The organism is Rhizobacter sp. P2_H2 (genome assembly GCF_056403375.1).
This window is the reverse complement of the sequence record NZ_JBFUFP010000033.1, coordinates 1-18,217: the sequence shown is the minus strand read 5'-3', so window position 1 is coordinate 18,217 and position 18,217 is coordinate 1. Positions and strand designations below refer to the sequence as shown.

The 18,217-nt window shown below is 69.2% G+C and carries 10 protein-coding genes and 1 pseudogene; 9 read left to right on the top strand and 2 right to left on the bottom strand.

Annotation, left to right across the window (positions count from 1 at the left end; translation table 11 throughout):
• Positions 1-81 precede the first annotated feature (81 nt).
• Positions 82-1,638 carry an ice-binding family protein gene (locus AC1D15_RS04620; RefSeq protein ID WP_477825085.1) on the bottom strand — a complete coding sequence of 519 codons (1,557 nt, stop codon included), beginning with the start codon at positions 1,636-1,638 and terminating at the stop codon, positions 82-84.
• Positions 1,639-1,984: 346 nt separating this feature from the next.
• On the opposite strand from AC1D15_RS04620, the gene wrbA reads away from it, so the two are divergent.
• The 4 genes from wrbA to AC1D15_RS04600 all read left to right on the top strand — a co-directional run bounded on the left by wrbA (position 1,985) and on the right by AC1D15_RS04600 (position 5,812).
• A complete protein-coding gene (gene wrbA / locus AC1D15_RS04615; RefSeq protein ID WP_477825084.1) occupies positions 1,985-2,587 on the top strand; it encodes an NAD(P)H:quinone oxidoreductase in 603 nt (200 codons plus the stop codon).
• A 241-nt stretch (positions 2,588-2,828) separates the two neighbouring features.
• On the top strand, positions 2,829-3,143 hold the full coding sequence (locus AC1D15_RS04610) for a c-type cytochrome (RefSeq protein WP_477825083.1): 315 nt from the start codon (positions 2,829-2,831) through the stop codon (positions 3,141-3,143).
• Positions 3,144-3,159: 16 nt separating this feature from the next.
• Entirely contained in the window at positions 3,160-3,633 is a 474-nt protein-coding gene (locus tag AC1D15_RS04605; protein WP_465111298.1) for a (2Fe-2S)-binding protein, read from the top strand.
• A 1-nt stretch (position 3,634) separates the two neighbouring features.
• Positions 3,635-5,812, top strand: coding sequence for a xanthine dehydrogenase family protein molybdopterin-binding subunit (locus tag AC1D15_RS04600; RefSeq protein WP_477825082.1), 2,178 nt, complete (start codon positions 3,635-3,637; stop codon positions 5,810-5,812).
• 12 nt (positions 5,813-5,824) lie between these two features.
• Here AC1D15_RS04600 and AC1D15_RS04595 read toward each other — a convergent pair whose 3' ends face one another.
• Positions 5,825-6,763: a LysR family transcriptional regulator gene (locus tag AC1D15_RS04595; RefSeq protein WP_465111300.1), complete on the bottom strand. Its 939-nt coding sequence runs from the start codon at positions 6,761-6,763 to the stop codon at positions 5,825-5,827.
• Positions 6,764-6,904: 141 nt separating this feature from the next.
• Between AC1D15_RS04595 and AC1D15_RS04590 the strand changes: the two genes are divergently transcribed.
• The 5 genes and pseudogenes from AC1D15_RS04590 to AC1D15_RS04570 all read left to right on the top strand — a co-directional run.
• On the top strand, positions 6,905-7,366 hold the full coding sequence (locus AC1D15_RS04590; protein WP_465111301.1) for a VOC family protein: 462 nt from the start codon (positions 6,905-6,907) through the stop codon (positions 7,364-7,366).
• A gap of 130 nt (positions 7,367-7,496) precedes the next feature.
• A complete protein-coding gene (locus AC1D15_RS04585; protein WP_197066764.1) occupies positions 7,497-7,937 on the top strand; it encodes a hypothetical protein in 441 nt (146 codons plus the stop codon).
• A 5-nt stretch (positions 7,938-7,942) separates the two neighbouring features.
• Entirely contained in the window at positions 7,943-10,174 is a 2,232-nt protein-coding gene (locus tag AC1D15_RS04580; protein ID WP_477825081.1) for a patatin-like phospholipase family protein, read from the top strand.
• Positions 10,175-10,377: 203 nt separating this feature from the next.
• Positions 10,378-15,528 (top strand): choice-of-anchor D domain-containing protein, encoded by a 5,151-nt coding sequence (locus tag AC1D15_RS04575; protein ID WP_477825080.1) that lies wholly within the window; start codon positions 10,378-10,380, stop codon positions 15,526-15,528.
• A pseudogene (locus AC1D15_RS04570) lies at positions 15,525-18,217 on the top strand (hypothetical protein); the annotation flags it as partial. The gene AC1D15_RS04575 and the pseudogene AC1D15_RS04570, both read left to right, overlap by 4 nt.

Sequence of the window (18,217 nt, the reverse complement as noted above, 5' to 3'; positions counted from 1 at the left end):
GGCCGATCACGTGCAGTGCATGGGTCTTGTTCATCTTGCTGTTCCTGGCCTTGCCACAGAGTCGGGTTGTCGTGAGGGCGGTCATGGGGCGACGATCGTGGTGTTGACCAGGGTCACCGACGCGGTGAGCCCGATCGCACGCCCCGTGAGGGTCGTCTGGATGGTCTGACCGGCCGTCGAGACCGTGACGCCGGCGGGCGCGATGATCGTGCCCACCATCGTGCTGCCATCCTCGATGCGTGCTGCGCTGCCCACCTGCCAGTAGACGTTGCCGGCCTGTGCGCCATTGATCAGCAACACACGGCGCGGCGTCGCTGCCAGGCCCACGGTCAGCGCGGAGGCACTCTGAAACACCCACACGGCGTTGGTGTCGCCCTGCGCGTCCAGGGTCAGGTCTGCGGTCGTGACGGCGAAGGTTCCGCCCGCGGCGGTGTAGACGGCCGCGGGCAGCACCAGCCCGCCCAACTGGCCTGCAGCGGGATCGCTGCCAGGAGGCAGGGCCGCAAGCTCGTTGTACGCGGCCTGGGCGTCTGCCAGGGCTTGCGTCGCAATCGCCATCGACGACGACGTACCCGGCGCAGGCGGGGCACAGTTGATGCTGCCGTTGACCGAGCCGATGTTCAACGGCGTTTGCGTGTAGACGTTCCCCGCGTCATGGAAGCCGGTCACCAGCGTGCACGCCGCGGTGGTTCCGAGGTTGCCACCGACGACCGTGTTGATGCCCTGGTTCGTGACCCCGGCACCCCCACCGAACGCACCGAACGATGCTGCGGAGCGCAGGTTGATGCCGGCGACGCACGCCTGCGTTCCGGTGGTGAAGCTCCACACACCGTCACTGGCGAGCGCATTGCCGGCCAGGTCCTTGACGCCCAGGTTTCCAGATTTCACCGTGACGACGAACGACTTGCCGGGCGCAAAGCCGGCCGCATTCGACGGCGCGAAGCTGGCCACCCTGCTCGACGCGTCGTAGGTCACGATGCCCGGGACCGCTGCGCCGCTGTCGGTCACGACAAAGGTCGTCGTGTCGATCGTCGCGGGATCCATCGGTTCGCTGAACGTCGCGCTTGCGGATTTGGTCAGGCACACGCCGGTGCTTGCATCGGGCGGGCTGAGGTTCGCCAGGGTTGGCGCCGTGAGGTCGCCGGCGGCGCCGGTCGCGAAGTTCCAGGTGTGAATGCCCGCAGCCGGCAGCACCGCGGCGTTGCCGGCCAGGGCGTTGCCGGCCAGGTCGGTGGCCGTTGTCATGACGGTCGCCRTGAATTGGGCGTTGGCGGCGAGCAGGCCGCCCGTGGGCGTGAAGGTGGCCGTCTTCGCCGAGGCCGAGTAGCTCACGGTTCCGGTGACGGCGGAGCCGGTCGTCGTGTTCGTCACGAGGAAGCTCGTGTCCGAGACGGTCGCGGGTGCCATGGCCTCGCTGAAGCTTGCCGTGATCTTGGTGTTGGTCGGCGCGCCGGCGTCGCCCGGCGCAGGCGTGGTGAGGACCACCGTCGGGCGGGTGCTGTCCGTCAGCGGGACGACACCGACGCCCGGACTGCCGAGGATCGGATCGGCCGAGCCGCCGCAGCCGGCGACGAAAGCCGGCAGCAACGCGAAGGCCAACGCTGTCCGCGAAGTGATGAGGCGGAAAAGCTGATTCATGAGGGTGTCCCTGCGGGATGGCCGCGTTGAGGGTCTTKCATCGAAGAAGCCTTGTGGCACGGTCGGGTGCTGCTGTCGGTGGGGCAGCGCACTCACGACCCAAGGGCACGCGGTCTGCTTGGCGAGCGTGAACGCGAGACTGCCGTTCACCTGGCGTCGATGCTGCGCTTCCTGTCTCTGCATCAGCCCAGGACAGGGAGCCGCCCATCCGGGAGGAAGCGCGCGTGGTGGTGTAGGACGGCACGCCCCGACTGTTCAGCTGTTTTGAAGCCTGCGTTCGCTCCCGTGCAATCCGCGCCGGCTGCCGGCGCCCAGAATGCGCTCAGCCCACCAACCAGGAGCAGACATGGCAGCCAAGGTTCTCGTCCTCTACTACAGCAGCTACGGCCACATCGAGACGATGGCCCAGGCCGTCGCCGAAGGTGCGCGCGGCACCGGTGCCACGGTCGACATCAAGCGCGTGCCGGAAATCGTGCCCGAGGCCGTCGCGAAGGCCTCGCACTTCAAGCTCGACCAGGCCGCGCCGATCGCGACCGTCGACGAGCTGCCGAACTACGACGCGATCATCTTCGGCGTGCCGACCCGCTTCGGCAACATGGCCGCGCAGATGAAGAACTTCCTCGACCAGACCGGCCCGCTGTGGTTCGCCGGCAAGCTGATCGGCAAGGTCGGCTCGGTGTTCGCCAGCACGGCCACGCAGCACGGCGGCCAGGAGAGCACCATCCTCAGCACGCACACCGTGCTGCTGCACCAGGGCATGGTGATCGTCGGCCTGCCGTACGCCTGGCAAGGCCAGATGAAGCTCGACGAAGTGACCGGCGGCAGCCCGTACGGCGCGACGACGATCGCCGCCGGCGACGGCTCGCGCCAGCCCTCGGCCAACGAGCTCGAAGGCGCGCGCTTCCAGGGCCGCCACGTGGCCGAGATCGCGGCCAAGTTGGCGCGCTGATCGCACGCGTTCCCCGGCCGGCCACCCACGGCCGGCCGAATGGCTTCGGCGCCCTGCCGAGGCCTCTGTCAGCGCGTCCGTCGACGATTGCCGCGACGCTACCCGTCGCACCGCGCGCTGACTATCGACATCCGGTTCACACGCCATCGCGCGCACAGCGCTACCCGACGAGGAGACGCGTCCCTAGACTGCGCCCCGATCGGCCCCAGCCATGCACCCCACCCCTCGCGAAAGGTCCCCGATGTCTTCCTTCATCCGCGCCGCCACCCTGGCCGCCATCGGCGTTGCACTCGCCGCACCCGCCTCGGCCAGCGAAGCCCTGGCCCGCAAGTACGCCTGCACCGCCTGCCACCAGGTCGACAAGAAGCTGGTCGGCCCGTCGTTCAAGGACATCGCGGCGAAGTACGCCGACGGCAGCGTCGATGCGAAGCAGCTGGCCGCTCGCATCAAGGCCGGCGGCTCGGGCAAGTGGGGCGCCATCCCGATGCCGGCGCAGGCCCAGGTGCCGCCGGCCGACCTGGACGCGATCGCCGCCTGGATTCTCGCGACGAAATGAAGCACAAGGATCCCCGATGAAAACCACGCTCAGCATCAACGGCACGCCGCGCCAGGTGGATGTCGATCCCGACACGCCGCTGCTGTGGGTCATTCGTGACGTGCTCGGCATGACCGGCACCAAGTTCGGCTGCGGCATGGCCTTGTGCGGCGCCTGCACGGTGCACCTCGACGGCCAGCCGATCCGCTCTTGCGTGACGCCGGTCGAATCGATCGGCCGCCGCCGCATCTCGACGATCGAGGCCATTGCGCAGACCCCCGTGGGCCGCCAGGTGCAGAAGGTCTGGACGATCAAGGAAGTGCCGCAGTGCGGCTACTGCCAGTCCGGCCAGATCATGGCGGCCACCGCGCTGCTGCGCGACAACCCGGCGCCCACCGATGCCGACATCGACGCCGCGATGTCGGGCAACGTCTGCCGCTGCGGCACCTACGTGCGAATCCGCGAGGCGATCAAGCAAGCCGCCCGTGAACTCGCCGCACCGAAAGCCTGACATGCACGATTCGAATTCCCTCCCCACCGTGGGCGCCACGCTGTCGCGCCGTTCCTTCCTCGCGTCTGCCTCGGCGGCCGGCGGTGCGCTGGTGCTCTCGTTCCACCTGCCCGACGCGAATGCGGCCGCGGCAAGGAGCACGCCCACGGTGTTCGCGCCCAACGCCTACGTGCGCATCGGCGCTGACGACAGCGTGACGATCGTCGTCGCGCTGGTCGAGATGGGGCAGGGCACGTTCACCTCGGTGCCGATGTTGATCGCCGAGGAGCTGGAGGTCGATCTGGCGAAGGTCAGGCTCGAACAGGCGCCGCCGGACGAGAAGCGCTACGGCCACCCGCTGTACGGCATCCAGGTGACCGGCGGGTCGGGCTCGATGCCCGCTGCCTGGAAGGTGCTGCGCCAGACCGGCGCCACCGCCAAGGCCATGCTGCGCAGCGCGGCCGCGCAGACTTGGCGAGTGGCCGAAGGCGAGTGCGTTGCAGCAAACGGCGCGATCCGGCATGTGCCCACCGGCCGCCAGCTGCGCTACGGCGCACTGGCCGCCAAGGCGGCGACGCTGCCGGTGCCGAAGGATGCGCCATTGAAATCGCCGGCCGACTTCCGCCTCGTCGGCCGACCGGTGCACCGCCTGGACACGCCGTCGAAGGTCAACGGCACCGCGGTGTTCGGCATCGATGCGCAGGTGAAGGGCATGAAGTTCGCAGCGGTCGCCAACTGCCCGGTGATCGGCGGCCGCTTTCGATCGGTGGACGATCGCAAGGCGAGGGCGGTGAACGGCGTGCGTGCGGTCGTCAGTTCAGAGACCGCGGTGGCCGTCATCGCCGACCACCAGGGCGCGGCGAAGAAGGGGCTGGCCGCACTGGACGTGCAGTGGGACGAAGGTCCGTCGGCCGACTTCTCGAGCAAGCTGTGGGGCGAGCAGCTGGCGCAGGCGCTGAAAGGCACCGGCCTGGTCACCACGCGCGAGGGCGATGTCGACCAGGCGCTTGCCGGCGGCGCGCAACGCCTGAGCGCCGTCTACGAGGTGCCGCCGCTGGCGCACGCCGCGATGGAGCCGCTCAACTGCACGATCCACGTGACCCCGGGCCGCTGCGAGATCTGGGCCGGCACGCAGGCGCCCGCCCGCGCGCAGGCGATGGTCGCCGAGGCGCTGGGCCTGACGCCCGAGCAGGTGACGGTGCACAACTTCCTGCTGGGCGGTGGCTTCGGCCGCAAGCTCGACGTCGACTACATCGTGACCGCGGCGCAACTGGCTCGGCATGTGAGCTACCCGGTGAAGTTCGTCTTCAGCCGCGAAGAAGACATCCAGCACGACGCCTACAAGCCGTACTTCCGCGACGAGATGTCGGCCGCGTTGAACGAGCGCGGCGAGCTGGTGGCCTTCAGCCACCGCACCGCCGGCTCGTCGGTGATCGGCCGCTATGCGCCGCAGTGGGTCGCCAACGGGCTCGATGCCGACGCGGTCGACATGGCGGGCTCCTCGTACGACATCCCGAACAAGTACGTCGAGTACGTGCGCCATGAGCCGCCGAAGGGTCTGCTGACCGGCAACTGGCGCGGCGTCGGGCCCACGCACCATGTGTTCGTCGTCGAATCGTTCATCGACGAGGTGGCTGCCTTGGCCCAGGTCGATCCGGTGCGCTTTCGCGAGCGCATGCTGGGCCGCAACCCGAATGCACTCGCTGCGTTGCGGCTGGCCGCCACCCGGGCCGGGTGGGGCGAATCCGTGGGGGTGGGCCGGGGCCGTGGCGTCTGCGTGGCCGAGGCCTTCGGTGGGCATGCCGCGCTGGTCACCGACCTCACCGTCGCGAAGGACGGCAGCATCAAGGTCGACCGGATGGTCTGCGCGGTGAACTGCGGCCTGCCGGTCAACCCGGATGGCGTGGAGGCGCAGGTCCAGGGCGGCCTGCTGTTCGGCCTCACCGCGGTGCTGTACGGCAGCATCACCTTCGAGCGCGGCCGCGTGCTGCAGAGCAACTTCCACGACTACCCGCCGCTGCGCATCAGCGAGGTGCCGCAAGTGCAGGTGCACATCGTGCCGAGCGAGCAGCCGCCGGTGGGCGTCGGCGAGATCGGCACGGCGGTCGTCGCGGCCTCGGTGTTCAATGCGGTGTACGCGGCCACCGGCAAGCGGTTGCGCACGTTTCCGATCGACACCGCGCAGCTGAAGTCGGCTTGATGCCGCCCTGCGTCAGGGCGCTGCGCTCCAGTCCACCGCCTGCATGAACTGGATCAGCGCCCGCAGCTTGCCCGGCATCTGCCCGCGGTTCGGGTAGTACAGGTAGAAGGCCTCGCCGGGGCGCGTGAACTTCTCGAGCACCGGCACCACCCGGCCGGCCTGCAGTGCGGGCCGCGCGAACTGCTCGAAGGCCAACGCGAGCCCGTGGCCCTGCGCCGCGGCGTCCAGCGTGCAGCGCATCTCGCTGAATACCAGGCGGCCCTGCACCTCGATCGTCGCGGCCTTGCTGCCGCTGCCGAAGCGCCACGCGAAGAACTGGCTGCGGTTGCCGATGCGCTGGCGAATGCAGTCGTGCTGCAGCAGGTCTTCCGGCGTCGCCGGCTTGCCGCGCGCCTTCAGGTAGGCCGGCGAGCCGACGACCAGCAGCCGCTGCAACGGCCCGATCGGCACGCCGATCATGTCCTTCTGCAGCGCGTGCCCCAGGCGGATGCCGGCGTCGAACCCGCCCGTGATGATGTCGCTCAGCCCGTTGTCGACGGTCATCTCCAGCGTGATCTCTGGGAAGCGCTCCATGAACGGTTGCAGGTGCGGCTCGATCAGTGACGCGTAGGCCACGTACGAGGTGTTGATGCGCAGCAGCCCGTGCGGGCCGCTCGACACATCGCCCACCTCCTGCACCGAGCGCCGGATCTGCTCGAGCGCCGGTGCCAGCGTGCCCAGCAGTTGCGCGCCCGCTTCGGTCAGGCCGACGCTGCGCGTGGTGCGGTTGAACAGGCGGATGCCGAGCGAGGCCTCCAGCTGCTTCACGGTGCGCGAGATCGCCGTCGGCGTCACCTCCATCTCGGCGGCGGCGCGCGTGAAGTTCATGTGCCGGGCCACGCTCTCGAACGCGATCAGGCCGGGCAGGCTGATCGGCGGCTTGCTGTCTCTCGCAACCGGCTCCTGGTTCATCGGGTTCTCTCCGTGGATGGCGCGCGATTATGAAATGGAGGTTCAGAGTGCACCCCGGTGGTGTCGATTCTCTTTGCCGGGGCGCAAACCTACGCTTCGGTCATCGCAGTTTTCATCACCCCGGACAACGAGGACCCCACCATGCCCACCGTCAACATCCCCGCCACCCGCCCGGCCAGCCCGTTCGCCTCGATGAAGGGCCACCACGTCGCCGTGCGCGTGCCCGACTTCGACGTCGCGGTCCGCTGGTACACCGAGAAGCTCGACTTCCGCGTCGTGCACCAGTGGCCGTATGCCGACCAGCGGCTCGCCTACCTGGCCCCGGCGACCGACAACGACTTCTTCGTCGAGATCCTCGGCGACGGCCAGCCGCGGCCGATTCCCAAACCCGTCTACAGCGACCTCGGCGACAGCCTGCGCCTGGCCGGCTTCCATCACTTCTGCCTCAACGTCGCCGACATGGAGGCCACCGTGGCCGAGCTGCGCCGCCGCGAGGTCCACATCGTCACCGAGCCTTTCGAGCTGCCGGTCATCGGCCGCAAGCTGGCTTTCATCGCCGACCCCTTCGGCAACCTGATCGAGCTGGCGCAAGTCGTCTCGTGAGCCGGAGAACCCGGTGACCCGAACCCTTCCACCGCCGAGTTCCGGGCAGCGGCCACGGTAGACTCCCCGCGCAGCACAACGAGCCGCGCGTGTCGACGCGCGGCCAGCCCTGTTCTCCGGAGGAAGCCTGATGCGCGCGATGAAATGGTTGCTGGTGCCCCTGGTCCTGGTGGCCCTGGTGGTGCTGTATTTCTTCCTCGCGGTGAAATGGAGCTACTCCGACGGCGAGCGCGCCGGCTGGGTGCAGCAGCTGTCGCGCAAGGGCTGGGTCTGCAAGACCTGGGAAGGCGAGCTGGCCCTGGTGTCGCTGCCCGGCAGCACGCCCGAGAAATTCCGCTTCACGATCTGGGACGAGGCCACCGCCGACAAGGTCAACCTCGTGATGGGCAAGCGCGTCGCGCTGCACTACGAGCAGAAGGTCGGCTTGCCGGGCAGCTGCTTCGGCGAGACCCGCTACTACATCACCGGCGTGCGCGTGCAGGACGAGATCTCGCTCGCGCCGGGCGTGATCGTGCCGGTGCCGGCCCAGCCTGCCGCATCGACCGCACCAGCGGCAGCCTCCAGGCCCTGACGGCGATGCGGGCCGCAGGCCTCTGCCTGATCGCCAGCCTGCTCGGGGCGGCGATCACGCAGCAGGCAGCAGCGGCCGAGCCCCTCACCACGCCCGCTCCCACCACGCAGCGCCCGCGCATCGGCCTGGTGCTGTCCGGCGGCGGTGCCCGTGGCGGCGCGCACATCGGCGTGCTGAAGGTGCTGGAGGCGCTGCATGTGCCGGTCGACGTGATCGTCGGCACCAGCGCCGGCGCGATCGTCGGCTCGGCTTACGCGAGCGGGCTGCCGCTGTCGGAGATCGAGCGCGAGATGGCGGCGCTGAACACCGCGGTGCTGTTCCGCGACATCGACCGCGACGAGGTGCCGCTGCGCCGCAAGCTCGACGACGCCACCAACTTCATCGGCCCGGAGTTCGGCCTCGGCCCGCACGGTCTCTCGCTGCCGAAGGGCGCGGTGGCCGGCGTCTCGCTCGAGGTGGTGCTGCGCCGGCTGACGCGCCGCCAGGCCACGACCGATTTCGACCGGCTGCCGATCCCGTTCCGCGCGGTCGCGACCGACCTCGCCAGCGCCGAGATGGTGGTGCTGTCGCACGGCCAGCTCGCGCTGGCGGCGCGCGCGAGCATGGCGATCCCCGGCGCGGTGAACCCGGTCGAGATCGACGGCCGCCTGCTGGTCGACGGCGGGCTCAAGCGCAACCTGCCGGTGGACGTCGCGCGGCGGCTCGGCGCCGATGTCGTGATCGCGGTGAACATCGGTACACCGTTGCTGCGGCGCGAGCAGATCACCTCGGTGGTGTCGGTGTCGGACCAGATGCTGCGCATCCTGATCGGCGCGAACGTGCAGCAGTCGCTGGCCGAACTGAAGCCGGGCGACGTGCTGATCACGCCGGAGCTGGACGAGATCAGCTCGTCGGCCTTCGAGCAGCTGGCCGAGGCGGCGCGCCGCGGCGAGCGGGCCGCGCAGGCGGTGGCCTCGCAGCTCGCGCCGTACGGGCTGCCGGCCGGGACCTATGCGGCGCTGATGGCCTCGCGCTTCGCATCGCCGGGCGACACGGCCGCGCCGATCGACGAGGTGCGCGTGGTCGGCACGCGCGTCGTCAACCCCGAGGTGGTGCTCGCGGCGATGGAGACGCGCGCCGGCGCGCCGCTCGATGCGCAGCGCATGGACCGCGACATCAAGCGCATCTACGCGCGCGGAGATTTCGAGGCGGTGAACTACACGCTGAGCGACGAGCCCGGCAGCGGCCGCGTGCTGCTGGCCGAGGTGAGCGAGAAATCGTGGGGCCCGAACTACCTGCGGCTCGGGCTCGGGCTGTCGTCCGACTTCGAGGGCAACTCCTTCTTCAACCTGTACGCGAGCCACCGCTGGACCTGGCTGAACGCGCTCGGTGCCGAATGGCGCAACGACCTGCAGATCGGCCGAACCGACCGGCTCGCGAGCGAGTGGTACCAGCCGCTGACCGAGCGCCAGCGCGTGTTCGTCGCGCCACGCATCGAGCTGCAGGACGAGCCGTTCGACCTCTACGACCGCGACAGCGGGCTGCGGGTCGCGCGCTTCCGGCGCGAATCGGCCGAGGCCGGCATCGACCTGGGGCTGCCGCTCGGCAGCGCGGGCGAGGCGCGGCTGGGATTGGTGCGCGGCAGCGTGAAGTTCACCGATGACACCACGTTCATCCGCGCCGAGGACCTGATCCAGCGCACCGACACCGGCGGCGTGCTCGCGCGCGTGCGCTTCGACCAGCTCGACAGCCTGCGCTTCCCGCGCAACGGCTGGGCGGGCGATGCGCGGGTGTACTTCTCGCGCGCGCGGCTGGGCGCGCAGGACGACTACACGCGGGCGTCAGCCAACCTGCAGGGCGCGCATTCATGGGGGCCGCATGCGCTGCGCGGCGCGCTGAAGGCCGGCGGCAATCTGAAGCAGGGGCCGCTGCCGTCGTACGAGCTGTTCAGCCTGGGCGGCTTCCTGCAGCTGTCGGGCTACCGCACCGGGCAACTGCTCGGCACCGAGATGCGCTTCGGGCGCGTGGCCTACAACTACCGGCTGGCCGGGCCGGGGCTGCTGGACGGCATCGTCGTCGGCGCGTCGCTCGAGGCCGGGCGCATCGGCGACTCGGTGTTCGGCGCCGACAAGGACCGGCTGCGCCGCGGGGGGGCGCTGTACCTCGCGCTGGACACGCTGGTCGGGCCGGTGTACCTCGCGCTGGGGGTGGCGGATTCGGGGAACCGGGCGGCGTATTTCTTCCTGGGGCAGCCGTAGCGCGGTACGAATGGACCTCCTCAAGGTTGATGAAATCCGCGTGGGCGCGATGAAAAAATCGGACGCGCATCGGTAGACTGCGCACACCGCAGCGGCAGACCACTGCCGCGCGGGTTGCCAGTGCCCCACAGGGCCGAAGGCGACACACCTCTCCCTCGTTGTCATTGGATGCACGGTCGACGACCGTGCGCTGGAGGACTCTCTTGGAACTGATCTGTGCGTCGCGGCGTGTCCGTGGCTTGGTGGTGTCGTGCGTGGGCGCGCTGGCGCTGGTCGCTCTTTCTCTGCCGGCCTGGGCTCAACTCTCGGTCGGTCAGGACGGCCAGCCGGGCTATCAGCATCCGATCGCGGTGCCGCCGGGCATTGCCGGCATGGTGCCCACGATCGCGCTGGCGTATGGCGGTGACGGCAACGGCCCGGTGGGCCACGGCTGGTCGCTGACCGGCGTCTCGTCGATCGCGCGCTGCGGCGCGAACCTCGCGACCGACGGCCGCATTCGCGGCGTCGACAACACGGCGGCCGACAAGCTGTGCCTGGACGGCCAGCGGCTGATCCAGACGAGTGCGACGGGCGTGCCGATGGCGTTCCCGCAGACCGACGACAGCGCAGGAGGCAGCGGCCTGCTGCGCGAGTTCCGCACCGAGCGCGATTCGTTCGCGCGCATCCGGGCCTATGGATCGGGTGGCAATGCGCCGGCGTACTTCAAGGTGTGGACCAAGGACGGCCGGGTCTACGAGTACGGCAACAACAGCAACTCGACGGCCGATGYGGCCGTGACGGCCCAAGGCACCGGCGTCACCACCACCTGGCTGGTGAGCCGGGTGAGCGACCGGCGAGGCAACTACATCGACTACCAGTACCAGCAGCGCGACGGGCTGGCCTGGGGCAGCGGCACGGTGGCCGGCACGCCGATCGCGGGGCACGACTGGAGCCTGCGCGAGATCCGCTACACCGGCACGCCGACGCAGGCGCCGGGCAACAAGGTGGTGTTCAGCTACGACGACCTGCCGGCGCTCGCCCCCACCGGCAAGCCGCAGGCGCGGCGTGAAGCCTACGTGGCCGGCAGCAAGCTGCTGAACCTGCAGCGGCTCGCGCAGGTGCAGAGCTTCGTGAACGTGAACACCACGCCGCTGAAGGTGAAGACCCTGCGGCTCGCCTACGACAGCGGCGCGGTGACCAACCGCAGCCGGCTGACGCGGCTGACCGAATGCATCGGGGCGGCCGAGTCGTCGTGCTTCCCGCCGGAGACTTTCGACTACGCCGCCGACGGCAGCGACGCGTACCAGCGCAACGCCGCGTTCGCGGCCAGCAGCCTGGCAACCCTGACGATGCAGAGCACGGTGGTGCTGCGCGACAACCTGCGCTTCTCGAACTACGGCGTCATCACCGCCGATTTCGACGGCGACGGCAGAACCGACATCATCCGCTGGTCCGACAACCCGGCCGAGAACCAGCTCCATCTCAGCAACGGCGACGGCACGTTCCGGCAGATGGCCGGCTTCAACATCACCGGCAGCGACCAGAAGCTCTTCGACAGCAGCGGTTGCTACAGCACGCGCGTGGCCGATTTCAATGGCGACGGGTTGCCGGACCTGCTGCGATTCAGAGGCGGCAACTCGACGAACCTGGTGTCGAACTCCGCGTGTTCCGGCACCAGCGATCTCTACCTGAACAACGGCAACGGCAGCTTCACGCGCAAGGCGATCACCGGCGTGACGCTGAACGAGGCCGTCAGCCGCGACAACCTGAAGTTCCTGCATGGCGAGGCGCAGGTCGGCTGGCTGGGTTGGGCGCCGGGAAACACGTTCTACCTGCTGGACCTTGACAACGACGGCCTGCTCGACGTCGTCACGTCGACGCTGGACTTCCAGCCCACCGTGTTCGAGCCGTCGTCCGATCCCTGTGCGAGCAAGGTCTGCACGCGCGTCTTCAAGGGTGACGGCCAGGGCGGGTTCACCGAGCAACCCACCAACGCGACGCACTGGAACTTCTATGCGACGCCCGAAGGCCCGTACTCGCTGGGCCAGCCCGGGCACATCGCTGACCTGGACAACGACGGCATGCCCGACCTGGTGGATGCCGGAATGATCGGCTCGGACAGCGAACTGGTGGTATCGCAACGCGCGTGGCGCTCGCGCGGCGACTTCTCGTTCGACCCGATGCCGGTGACATACTTGAGCTGCCAGCAGCGGCTGGACCTCAATGGCGACGGCCGCCCCGACTGCCTGGACAAATTCGGTCGGTCGTTGCAAGCATCGGATGGCGCGAGAGGTCTGTTGAGGGTCGCCAACTACCAATCGCCCGGCCTGTGGGATCAGATCTGGACCGGCACCGGCGCGAACTTCATCCCGTCCGCCGGCTTCGTGATCGGCGACGTGAACCGCGACGGCCGCGACGACATCCTCAGCTGGAAGGACGACCCGACGAAGAACRCGCTGTACCTCAGCAACGGCGACGGCACCTACAGCGCGTCGACCACGTTCAACCTGGTCACGGCCAACGACCAGCTGCAGAAGAGCGACAGCTCGGCCGCCTTCGTGACCGGTGACTTTACCGGCCGTGGGGACGTGGAGATCCTGCGCCTGAAGGCGTCCRCATCGCCGGGCGACGGCAGCAGCAACCAGCTCTATGTGAAGACCGGCTCGTCGCTGCCGCCGGACCTGCTGGTCGGTGCGACCTCGCCGCAGGGCCTGAAGACGATGCTGACCTGGGTGTCGATGGCCAACCCGGCCAGCGGCGCGCTCGGCAACCGCTACCTCAACGACCGGGGTGGCCCGAACGCAGCGGTGTACCCGCTGTTCGACGTGACGAACGCGAGCTACATCGTCGCCAGCAGTGTGCGCGACAGCGGCGTCGGCGGCGGCACGGTGCGCGAGGAGTTCCGCTACAGCGGCGCCAAGGGCGCCCATGACGGGCGCGGCGCACGCAGCTTCCGCGAAGTGCGCAGCCAGCGGCAGGTGCCCGATGGCAGCACCCTCTCGCAATCCAGCGAGGTGCTGCACATGCACCCCTACATCGGCTCGCCGGCGCGCGTGAAGACCTGGCGCGGAGCGCTGGATGCAAGCTCGCCGGTGTTGCTGAGCGACGCGACGAACATCTATTGCGAGAAGTCCGCATCGCCGAGCGCCGAGGCCGCTGCAACCGTCACGGCGCCTTGCCTTGTACCGGCCAGCGTCAGGCTGCAGCGCCCCTATCCCTACAAGAGCATCAAGGCGGCCAAGGAGTTGAACGGCGACGCGATGCCGGTCACGACGGTGACGAGCTCGTTCAACGAGACCGGCGACCCGAAGGTGGTGACGACGACCATCAGCGGCACGGCGGCCGGTGGTGTGGCACAAGTCATCAGCGAGACGGCGACCCACCTGTACCGCGATGACGACATCGGCGATGACCGCTGGTTCCTGGGTCGCGTGGAAAGCGCGACGCAGCTGCGGACGGCACCGAACAGCCTGGCGAGCGTCGGCGCGAGCGCCGGCACGGCGCCGGGGGCGACCGCCACGCGCGGCACGGCACCGGCGGCCACGGTGAGCGCGCCGTCCTTCCCGACCACGCAGGTCGGGCAGACGAGCAGCGGCACCGCGACACTGACCAACACCGGTGGCACGCTGATCGGCGTGACGGTTCCGACGGCAGCGGCGGTGGCGTCGGCCTCGGGCAGCGAGTTCAGTTTCTCGGGCACGAGCTGCGGCACGAGCCTGGCGGCCGGTGCCTCGTGCACGGTGACCGTGAGTTTCACGCCGGCAGCGGCCGGTGCGCGCAGCGGCGGGTTGAACGTCAACACCGAGCTGGGTGTGAGATCGGCCGTGCTGTTGGGGACCGGTCAGGCGCAGTCTGGCAGCCTGAGTGCTGTGGACTTCGGCAGCGTGGCCGTGGGTAGTGCGCCGACGCTGACGTCGACGCTCGCCAACACCGGTGTCGGCCCGTTGAGCGTGACAGTGCCGACTGTCTCTTCGGTCGGCGGTACCGACTTCGGCTTCGTCTCGACGACCTGCGGCAGTTCACTGCCGGTGGGTGGCACGTGCACGGTCACCGTGCGCTTCCAGCCGACGGCGAATGCAGCGCGCAGCGGCAGCGTGAGCATCGGCACCGGAGCGGGGACGCTGTCGGCCGCGCTGAGCGGCACAGGCCTGCAATCGGTGATTGCGGTGTCGGCCAATGGCGCGGCAGGCCTGTCGGCGCAGAAGGGTGGTGCARCGGGTAGCGGTATCGTCACCTTCACGAACGGCGGCAACCTGGCGGCGACGCTCACGATGTCGGGCCTGAGTGCACCTTACTCGGTGAGCCCGGCAAGCTGCGTGGCGCCCGCGGGCGGCACCTGCTCCGTGACGGTGTCGATGACGACGGCAGGCGGGATTGGCGCGCAAGGCGGCCAGACCTTGACGGCCACCGGCGGCACGACCGGCGCGGTGTCGGCCCCGGTGGCGGGCACGCTGCTCGGCTCGGCGATCTCGGTCACCGGCAACGGCGCGACCGCCTTGAGTGCCACGAAGGGTGGCAGTGCTGCCTCCGGCACGGTGAGCTTCACCAACAGCGGCAACCAGGCAGCAACGCTGACGATGTCGGGTCTCGGTGGCGCGTACAGCGTGGCCCCGGGCAGCTGCACGGTCGACGCGGGCGGTACGTGCGTGGTGACGGTGTCGATGAGCACGGGCAACGGCATCGGCGCGCAAGGTGCGCAGACGCTGGTGGCGACTGGTGGATCCTTGGGTGCGGCATCGGCCACGGTATCGGGCACGTTGACTGGCTCGGCGGCGACGCTTGTCGGCGGCAACCTGAGCTATGGCACGGTGAACCAGAACTCGGCGGCGCCGCAGAACGTGATCGCGTGGCGCAACGACGGCAACGTSCCGATGGCGCTGTCGGGCTTGTCTGGTTTGCCKGGCGTGTTGAGYGTGGTGAGCAACAGCTGTACCAATGTGGCGCCTGGCTTGGCGTGCACCATGACGGTTCAGCTGGCCACGGGCASSYTGACGARCTTCAACCAGACGGTGAGCACGGTGGGYGCGACGGTGAACGCGTTGACTACSGCSAGCGGCACGGTGCAGACCRTTCCCGGSGCGCTGTTCAACCTGAGCACGRCSGCGACKTCRACGACCACGTACACGACGATCACGCTGACGGTGGCSAACCCGTACAGCGCGGCGCAGACGATCACGGCGGYGACCCAGAGCGATGCGGSCWCGSSYGGCACGAGCACCTGCACYGTGGGCGGCAGCGTGGCSGCGTCACCGGGGAGTTGCACCTTCCAGTGGRTSTACGACCGATGCACSGCGCGCACGGTGAACTTCAGCGTGAAGAACGCGTTCGGCACGGCGACGACGAGCAAGGCCATCGTGAAGGGGACCTGCCTGTGAAGCGCATCAACCAGACCATGAAGAGCCTGTTCGCAGCAATCGTGTGGGTGGCGGTGAGCTCCGCCCACGCACAAGCCCAGTTGCCGCCGGTGACGGGCGTGGCCGACCCGTTCAGCTACGCCCGCACGAAGAACTTCACCTACCTGCCCGATGGCCTGGTGGACACCGAGACGACCGAGCTCGGCGACGTGCAGCAGTGCGTGGTGAAGAAGTACATCTACGACGATGCCGGCAACCGCACCGGAGCGACGCAGCAGAACTGCACCGGCGCGAGCGGTGATGCGTTGTTCGCGCCACGCTCCGCCACGACGACCTATGGTGCGCAGACGGTGACCGTCGCCGGCATCAGCGCCGTCGTGCCCCGGTGGACGGCACCGAGCAGCAGCAAGAACGCGTTGCAGCAGGAGGAAACGCAGACGGTGGACCCGCGCTTCGGCACCGTGCTGAGCAAGACCGACGCGAACGGGCTGACCACGCGTTGGGAGTATGACGATGCGGGCCGCGCGACGCGCGAGATCCACGCGGACGGCACGCGTGTGATCACGGCGTACTGCTACATCGCGGGCCGGGTGAACGCGGCGGGCGACACCTCGACCAACAGTCCGACGTGCCCGAGCCCGAGCGCGGCCGAGATCCCCGCTGACGCGATGATGTTCACGCACGTGGAGCCGCGCGATGCCAGCGGAGCCGAGGGCGTCAAGAACGGCCCGTTCACCCGCAAGTACGTGGACCGGGCGGGCCGCGCGCTGCGGCAGGTGAGCGAGGCCTTCGACGGAKCCACGCAACCCGGCGGCACGAACCGGCTGATCGYSACCGACACCGAGTACGGCGACCTGGGCCAGGTGGTGCTGCAGACGCAGCCGTACTTCCTGGACAGCGGGTCGTCGACGAGCACGGGCAGTGCCGACGTGGGCTTGTCGCGCACCGAGTACGACGCGCTGGGCCGGGTGCTGCGCATCTACACCGCCGACAGCCAGGGCAGCCAGCCGAGCGTGAGCTTCGGCACCCGCGGCAGCCGCAGGGCGCGAGTGTCGACCTCGGTGTATGGCGCGTTGGTGGTGGTGTCGACCGATGACCGCGGGCAGGTGCGCACCGAGGAGAAGAACGTCGAAGGGCGCACGATCCGCATCACCGACCCGTTGGGCGCGCAGATCGTTCACCAGCACGACGCGTTCGGCAACCTGGTGGCGACGAAGGATGCGCTGCAGAACACGGTGCAGATCAGCTACGACCTGCGGGGCAACAAGCTCAAGCTGACCGACCCGGATGCCGGGGTGATCGAGTACCGCTACGACGCACTGGGCCAGGTGGTGCGGCAGCAGAACCCGCTGCAGGCGCAGCGYGGCGGGCAGACGACGATGCAGTACGACRTGCTCGGCCGGATGACGCTGCGCAGCGAGCCGGAGTACCAGAGCACCTGGACCTACGACAACTGCRCGATGGGCATCGGCAAGCTGTGCGCGACGAGCGCCAGCACCGACATGAGCCAGCAGTGGGTGTACGACAGCCTGGGCCGGATGGTCAGCAACCGCACGACGGTGGCGAACGGGCCGAGCTTTGCGAGCGCGCTGAGCTATGACGCGAACGGCCGGCAGGCGACGCAGACCTGGCCGACCGGGCTGACGGTGAACTACGGCTACACGTCSAAGGGMTTCCTSGGCAGCGTGTCGCTGGCGACGGCGGTGACGGTGAACCCGCTRCCGGCGACCCCGGGCGGCACGCCGGGCGCGAGCGTCACGCTGCCGGCCGGTACGGTGCTGTGGCAGGCGCAGGCCTACAACGCCTGGGACCGGCTGGAGCAGCAGAAGTACAGCAGCGCGGTGGTGAGCACCTCGGCCTACGAGGCCTTCACCGGCCGGGCCAGCGGCCTGGTGTCGGGCAAGGCGGGTGCGACCACCGTGCTGAACCACGGCTACGTGTGGGACAGCCTGGGGCGGCTGACGAACCGCAACGATGCGAACGGCGATGGCGCCACCGGTGCGGTGACGGAGAACTTCGAGCACGACGCGCTGGGCCGGCTGCAGCGCTACACGGTGGCCGCCCCTGCGATCAGCGGTTTGGTTCGTACGGTGAGCCTGCAATACAACGCGCTGGGCAGCATCCTCTACAAGAGCGATGTCGGGGTGTACAGCTACGGCGCGCAAGGTGCGAATGCGGTGCGGCCGCATGCGGTCCAGGGCATCGAAGGCGCGGCAGCCAACACCTACGGTTTCGATGCGAACGGCAACATCGCCAGCGCGACGGCGGGCAAGTACCGCGGGATCACGTACACGGGCTTCAACCTGCCGGACAGTCAGTCGGGCGTGCAAGGGCCGGCAGGCGGGCCGAGCTACGTGTGGAGCTACGACGAGGACCATGCCCGCATCCGTGAGGTGCGGACCATCCCGAGCGGCACGAACGCTGGCACCCGAACCACGTGGTACCTGCACCCGGACAATACCGGCGGCTTGGCATTCGAGAGCGAGGTCAATGCGCCGACGAGCCCGAGTGCGGCGAACCCGGCCGTCACCAGTAACCGCCACTACCTGAGCGCAGGGGGCCAGAGCCTCGGCGTGCTGGTCACTACCGGAGCGCTGCCGACACTCGGCGCGACCCAGACTGCACCGCCCGTGCAATCCAGCCTGACCGCGGTGAAGCTGGAGTACTGGCACAAGGACCACCTGGGCAGCATCGCGGCGACGACCGACCA

Bases quoted from the DNA above. Each gene is read 5' to 3' on its own strand.
- AC1D15_RS04600 (WP_477825082.1), top strand. From the start codon at position 3,635: ATGCACGATTCGAATTCCCTCCCCACCGTGGGCGCCACGCTGTCGCGC.
- AC1D15_RS04605 (WP_465111298.1), top strand. From the start codon at position 3,160: ATGAAAACCACGCTCAGCATCAACGGCACGCCGCGCCAGGTGGATGTC.
- AC1D15_RS04580 (WP_477825081.1), top strand. From the start codon at position 7,943: ATGCGGGCCGCAGGCCTCTGCCTGATCGCCAGCCTGCTCGGGGCGGCG.
- AC1D15_RS04590 (WP_465111301.1), top strand. From the start codon at position 6,905: ATGCCCACCGTCAACATCCCCGCCACCCGCCCGGCCAGCCCGTTCGCC.
- AC1D15_RS04585 (WP_197066764.1), top strand. From the start codon at position 7,497: ATGCGCGCGATGAAATGGTTGCTGGTGCCCCTGGTCCTGGTGGCCCTG.
- wrbA (WP_477825084.1), top strand. From the start codon at position 1,985: ATGGCAGCCAAGGTTCTCGTCCTCTACTACAGCAGCTACGGCCACATC.
- AC1D15_RS04595 (WP_465111300.1), bottom strand. From the start codon at position 6,763: ATGAACCAGGAGCCGGTTGCGAGAGACAGCAAGCCGCCGATCAGCCTG.
- AC1D15_RS04610 (WP_477825083.1), top strand. From the start codon at position 2,829: ATGTCTTCCTTCATCCGCGCCGCCACCCTGGCCGCCATCGGCGTTGCA.